Consider the following 672-nt stretch of genomic DNA (forward strand, 5'->3'; position numbering starts at 1 on the left):
CGCAGCCTTCGGCAGCTCCTACATTGGAATACGTTCCCTGTAGGAGCTGCCGAAGGCTGCGATCTTTCGCTTTGCAGCAGGCAAAAAAAAGCCCCGATACCAGCCGTGACTGGATCGGGGCTCAAGCTACTGTTGAGGAGCTGCCGTGCGAGGGTGACCAAACCTTCGTGTTGCAAGCTGAGTTCAGTGTGCCCACTCCCTTGAGCGGCAAGTTAGCCGAAAACGACCTGTTCATAGCCGTCGCAGCCACTGCGACAAAACGCCCTTGCCGTGCCCCGGCGTGGCTACCAGAATCGAGCCACGACCTCCGTTATTGAAGAAGGATGCGCGTCATGATGTATGCCGATTTGATCGATCAGGAAGATTTGTTGGGCCAGCTCAAGGCGTTGGGTGTTCAAGTACCCAGTGGCACGACCGCCGATCAGGCCTGCGAGTGCGCGGTGCGCGGTCTGGATAATGTGCGCGCGTTTGAACTGCGCAAGATGGTCAAGGACATGTACACCAGCGGCGCCAGCATCCAGCCGGCGGTGCGGCAGGCGATCGACAAGCAGTTGTTGCCGGCATTGGCGGACTACCAGCAAAGCCATAGCGCCTGACAGCAGATCAAAAGATCGCAGCCTTCGGCAGCTCCTACATTGGAACGCATATCCCTGTAGGAGCTGCCGCAGGCTG

At 58.5% G+C, this 672-nt stretch carries 1 protein-coding gene; it reads left to right on the forward strand.

Annotated features, from left to right (window positions below; translation table 11 throughout):
- Positions 1 to 332 precede the first annotated feature (332 nt).
- Complete coding sequence (locus tag PMI23_RS28410) at positions 333 to 596, forward strand: hypothetical protein (RefSeq protein ID WP_007911281.1); 264 nt, start codon at positions 333 to 335, stop codon at positions 594 to 596.
- Positions 597 to 672 lie beyond the last annotated feature (76 nt).

This window comes from Pseudomonas sp. GM24, assembly GCF_000282235.1.
In the GTDB taxonomy this organism is placed as follows: domain Bacteria; phylum Pseudomonadota; class Gammaproteobacteria; order Pseudomonadales; family Pseudomonadaceae; genus Aquipseudomonas.

What these genes read in the sequence shown, in the direction of transcription:
- PMI23_RS28410 (WP_007911281.1), top strand. Translation starts at nt 333, where the DNA reads ATGATGTATGCCGATTTGATCGATCAGGAAGATTTGTTGGGCCAGCTC.